We start from the raw sequence: 4,864 nt of genomic DNA on the forward strand, positions 1-4,864 counted from the left end.
GGCCATCTCCTGCGCTTCACCACCTGGGGGGAATCCCATGGGCCGGCCATCGGCGCGGTCGTGGACGGCTGCCCGCCAGGCCTCAACTTGTCCGAAACCGATATCCAGCCCTGGCTCGACAAGCGCCGGCCCGGCACGTCGAAATTCACCACGCAGCAGCAGGAGCCGGACCAGGTGCGCATCCTGTCCGGCGTGCATGAAGGCCGCACGACCGGCACGCCGATTTCGCTGATGATCGAGAATGTCGATCAGCGGTCCAAGGACTACAGCGACGTGTCCAGGGCCTATCGCCCCGGCCATGCCGATTATGCCTATGATGCCAAATATGGCCACCGCGACCCGCGCGGCGGCGGGCGGTCGTCGGCACGAGAAACCGCGTCGCGGGTGGCAGCGGGCGCCGTGGCACGGCTGATCATGCCGCAGGTACGGATTCGCGCCTATCTGGTCGAAATGGGCGGCATTCCCATTGATTACAGCCGTTTCGATGATGCCGAGATCGATCGCAATCCGTTTTTCTGTCCCGATCCGGTTGCTGCTGCCCATTGGGCGCAAGTGCTGGATGCGGCCCGGCTGGCCGGGTCATCGCTGGGCGCCATTGTCGAATGCACCGCCACCGGCGTGCCGGCTGGCTGGGGCAGTCCCTTGTATCAGAAACTCGACAGCCAGCTGGCGGCGGCCTGCATGGGCATCAACGCCGTCAAGGGCGTGGAGATCGGCGATGGTTTTGGCGCCGCCCGGCTGCGCGGCGAGGAAAACGCCGACCGCATGCGGCCCGGTGTAGATACGCCGCAGTTCCTGTCCAACCACAGCGGCGGCACGGCGGGCGGCATTTCCACCGGCCAGCCCATCGTAGTGCGCATGGCGTTGAAACCCACCAGTTCGATCCTGACTCCGGTGGAAACCATCGGTACCGACGGCGAGGCGACGCAAATCGTTACCAAGGGCCGCCACGACCCTTGCGTCGGTATCCGCGCCGCGCCGGTGATGGAGGCGATGGTGGCGCTGGTGTTGGCCGATGCGATGCTGATGCAGCGTGGTCAGACTGGGCGCTGACCTTTATTCCAGCGCTGCCCGCGCCTGTTCCCAGTTTCGGCCATCATAGGCTCGGATCACCGGCGCCACGTCATCGACACCGTCCAGCGCCCGCCAGTTGACGCTGAAGCCATCGGGGTGGGACCGCGGCACATAGAAGCTCTTGATGCCGCACACCTTGCAGAACAGGTGCCGCGCCGTGCCGCTGCCGAAACGATAATCGGTCAATGCATCGGCGCCCGAAAGCAGCGTGAAATCCGCCGCCGCCGCAATCAGGTGCAAAAAGCCCGTCTTGGCGCACACCGAGCAGTTGCAATCCAGCAGCTCCGGCGGGTCGGCAAAGCGCACCCGAAATCGCACCGTGCCGCAATGGCAGCCGCCTTCTGCTTCACGCATCATCGTCTCCCCTCGGTGTCTTGCGGGTCAGCCTTTGTGCGCCGGCATCGGCGCCCGTATGATTTCCCAACTGCTCCAGATTTTTCGGAAACTCGTCACCAGCGCCAGAGTCATAGCCGCGCCGACGATGCCGAATTTCGGCACCAGCAGCGCGCCGAGCACCGCCAGCAGCACCAGCGCCAGCAGCGACACCTTGAGCGAGACCTGTTCGCGGCCCGTCATCACCAGTATCGACCCGGCCGGGCCGGTGAGGATGTTGACAGCCTGGCCAAGCGCCACGATCTGCAATGCCGGTGCGGCCGCGACGAACTGCGGCCCGAAAAGGCCCAGCATCCAGCCCGGCGCAATCAGGCACAGCGCCACCAGCGGCCCGGCCATCACCGTCATGATGGCGATTGCCTGCCGCCATGCGCTGAAGATCTGCCGGGTTTCGCCCACCCTGTGCGCCGCCGCGATGCGCGGGCCGGCGACGGTATCGAAGGTAACCACGATCAGGTTGATGAGGCTGCCGATCTGTACCACGACGCGAAACTGCCCGACCTCGACCGCGCTGCCCGACGCGCCGACGATCACCATCATCGTCCAGTCGGCAAGCAGCATCGACAGCACGGTGATCGATACCGGCCAGCCCGAAGCCAGCAGCGGACCCGCAGGCGTCGGCGCGGCAGCGGGCCAGCCGCGCATCTTGTACCAGACCATGGCGCCGGCGACGGCAACGCCGGTCACCAGCGTGACGACATACAGCGCAAAGGCTCGGGGCGCGTCGCCAGCCTGTCCGGCCAGCATCAGCGCGATCAGTCCGGCCAGCGCTAGCGCCATGGCAAAGGGGCCGTCCATAAGCTGCGCGCGGATCATGCTGCCCAGCCCGCGCATGCTGGCCGATGCCAGCCGCTGCAACGCCAGCGGGATGACGGCCAGCGCCGCCAGCCCCAGCCCGGCCGAACTGGCGGGGTCATCCAGCACCAGACGCAGCAGCGGCACGCCGACCAGCCACAGCAGCAGCGACACGGCGGCGCCCAGCGCGATGACGATCAGGGTGACGTTGCGGATGGTGCCGCGTGCCTCGGCGAGCGCACCGACCTTGATGTCGCCGGCAACCCGGCGCAGCAGGATGTAATCCAGCCCGACGAGCGCCACCACCGAAGCGATCAGCGATGTCGTCAAGGCCAGGCCAAAGCTGCCGGTGCCGGCGGCGCCATAGTGGCGGGCGATCAGCAGGTTGAACACGAACGACAGCGCCGCACCGCCCAGTTTGACGCCAAAGGCCAGCACCGATTGGCGCACATAGGGATCACGCACGGCCCGCCCCAGTCGGGCCGCCGTGCTGGCAAGGAACGACATGATGGCCCCTTAGCCCGCCCCGCCCGCGCCGCCAAGCGCTACGGTGCCATTCAGCCTTTTTGGCGCCTGTTACGGCTCGCAATCCTGCGGTTTTTTCTTGCGGCCGAACATGCCGCCCAGCGCGCTGCCCATCGATCCCGCCAGGGCGCCGCCGACCGCTTTGCCGGCTGCTGCGCCGCTATCGACAGGGCATTTGGGTTTGCGTGGCCGGCCATTTTGCCGGTCGTGGTCGTTACCGGCCCGCTCCATGCTGGCCATATCCATCCCGGCGATGGCGCCGGTGCGCGCGACAAAGCGTGCCTTGACTGCCCAGAGCTGGTTCCAGGGGTTTCGCGGATCGGCCGGGCGCGGCGGAAAGATGATGTTTTCCTCCGGGCCATGTGCGGTCAGGCTGACCATGCCTTGCGGCGCGGCGGCGAGCACCTCGCGCGGGATGGTGCAACTGGTCTGGCCGGGCGGCATCAGTTGTTTGGCCGTCACGAGCCGCGCCGCCTCGGCCGGCGACACATAATCGCCAAGGCCCGAGACGAAGCCCTGCGTCTCGGACGACGTCCAGAACACGATGGTGGCACCGTTCTGGTCATTGCCGCTGCTGCCCATCACTTGCGCGAAATGCCCGGTGGCCATCGGCAAGGCATTCCATCCCAGCGCGAGCGCGCCCGACGGCAGCTTGGACTGGGTCATCGCCAACGCGCCCATGAAGTCCTCGGTCAGGTCGAAATCGATCGCGGGCAGGTAGTTGCCGGTCAGCCGGTGCGCGCCGATCAGCGATGCGCCGCCCGGTACACCCCTGGAACTGGCGGCGTCGTCATTTGGCCAATGGCCATGGCTGGGCCAGTTCGCGGCCGACGGTGGCCGCGCGATGCGGACGCGCGTGCCGCCGAACAGGCCGGGCGGTATCTGGCCCGCCGCCATCGCGCTGAAATCGATGGTCAGCGGCTGGCCTGTTCGCGCCGTCTCGCCGCAGCCCCAGAACAACAGGATGCGCCCCTTGGGCCGCTCGAAATCCTCGGGCTCGCGTCCCGGTGTTCCCGTGCTGCGCTGCGGTGATTTGAGCAGCAAGGTCGGCCCCATTGCCATGCCCGGCGGGATGGTATGGGCCGCCGCCGCTGGCTGCGCGGTCGCCGGCCCGCCGCCCAGATCAAGCTGCAACGACTTGGTAACGTTGCTGCCGCCTTGCATCATCCGCATCATGTCGCCCATCGACGGCGCAGCGCCCGCGCTCATGCCTGCGCCAAAGCCGCTCGTCGTTGCCGCGCTCAGCCAATAGACTGTCTTGGGCGGTGTAACCTTCTGCACCACGGGACCGGCACGGGGCGCAGCCCTTTTCGGGGGCGCCGCGCCTGTCAGCAGCGCCAGAGCGCCGGCCATCAACATCCAACGGGACTTCATAGCCAACCCCTTTGCTTGCGCTGCTGCCGTCATCCTAACCCCAAAACGGCGCGTCTCAAATATCACAGGACACAAGCCCCCTGCGGCGCGATAGGATGGAAGCGACAAAAGGAGAATCCCATGACGCTCAATCGCCGCTGGTTGCTCAAGTCCCGTCCGCATGGCGCGCTCAAGGACTGTGATTTCGAACTGGTGTCGGGCCCCGTGCCCGTGGCAGGCGAAGGCGAATTTGTCGTGAAGCTGACGCACCTGTCGTTCGATCCGACCCAGCGCGGCTGGCTTGGCGGCGACACCTATCTGCCGGCGGTGAAAATCGGTGATCCGGTGCGCGCCGGCGGCATCGGCGAGGTCGTGGAAAGCCGTCACCCCGGTTTTGCAGTGGGCGACATGGTGCAAGGCACGTTCGGTTGGCAGGAACACGCATTGTCCGCCGGCACCACCGAAACCGGCCCGGTGACGAAATTGCGCCCCGGCATCACGCCCGAGCAGGCGCTCGGCATCTTTGGCGTCACCGGCCTGATTGCCGATGACCATGAACGAGGTGATGTCTGCCGCGATCAAGCCTTCGACGCTGGTGTGCAGCGGAAAGAGCCCGTCTTTCTCGCTGCTGATGGCATCATCGATCATTTTATAGACCATGGAGAGAACGGGTCCGTCGAGGTACCAGACCGAATAAATACGAGAGGAGCCTGGCATCGCGCGG

General features: G+C 66.5%; 4 protein-coding genes and 1 pseudogene. 2 read left to right on the forward strand and 3 right to left on the reverse strand.

What is annotated here, in order from left to right; genetic code table 11:
- On the forward strand, positions 1–1,053 hold a 1,053-nt coding region (gene aroC, locus RMQ73_RS07615; protein WP_409049851.1), incomplete at its 5' end, for a chorismate synthase.
- Positions 1,054–1,056: 3 nt separating this feature from the next.
- Here the strand turns inward: aroC and RMQ73_RS07620 are convergent.
- The 3 genes from RMQ73_RS07620 to RMQ73_RS07630 all read right to left on the reverse strand — a co-directional run bounded on the left by RMQ73_RS07620 (position 1,057) and on the right by RMQ73_RS07630 (position 4,161).
- Positions 1,057–1,431, reverse strand: coding sequence for a GFA family protein (locus RMQ73_RS07620; RefSeq protein WP_310497501.1), 375 nt, complete (start codon positions 1,429–1,431; stop codon positions 1,057–1,059).
- A gap of 24 nt (positions 1,432–1,455) precedes the next feature.
- A complete protein-coding gene (locus RMQ73_RS07625; RefSeq protein ID WP_310497502.1) occupies positions 1,456–2,769 on the reverse strand; it encodes a polysaccharide biosynthesis C-terminal domain-containing protein in 1,314 nt (437 codons plus the stop codon).
- 69 nt (positions 2,770–2,838) lie between these two features.
- A complete protein-coding gene (locus tag RMQ73_RS07630; RefSeq protein ID WP_310497503.1) occupies positions 2,839–4,161 on the reverse strand; it encodes a hypothetical protein in 1,323 nt (440 codons plus the stop codon).
- A gap of 120 nt (positions 4,162–4,281) precedes the next feature.
- On the opposite strand from RMQ73_RS07630, the pseudogene RMQ73_RS07635 reads away from it, so the two are divergent.
- Positions 4,282–4,864 (forward strand): annotated as a pseudogene (locus tag RMQ73_RS07635) (hypothetical protein); the annotation flags it as partial.

Origin of the sequence: Sandarakinorhabdus sp., from assembly GCF_031430775.1 — a bacterium.
Lineage (GTDB): Bacteria > Pseudomonadota > Alphaproteobacteria > Sphingomonadales > Sphingomonadaceae > Sandarakinorhabdus.

Bases quoted from the DNA above. Each gene is read 5' to 3' on its own strand.
- RMQ73_RS07620 (WP_310497501.1), bottom strand. From the start codon at position 1,431: ATGATGCGTGAAGCAGAAGGCGGCTGCCATTGCGGCACGGTGCGATTT.
- RMQ73_RS07625 (WP_310497502.1), bottom strand. From the start codon at position 2,769: ATGTCGTTCCTTGCCAGCACGGCGGCCCGACTGGGGCGGGCCGTGCGT.
- RMQ73_RS07630 (WP_310497503.1), bottom strand. From the start codon at position 4,161: ATGAAGTCCCGTTGGATGTTGATGGCCGGCGCTCTGGCGCTGCTGACA.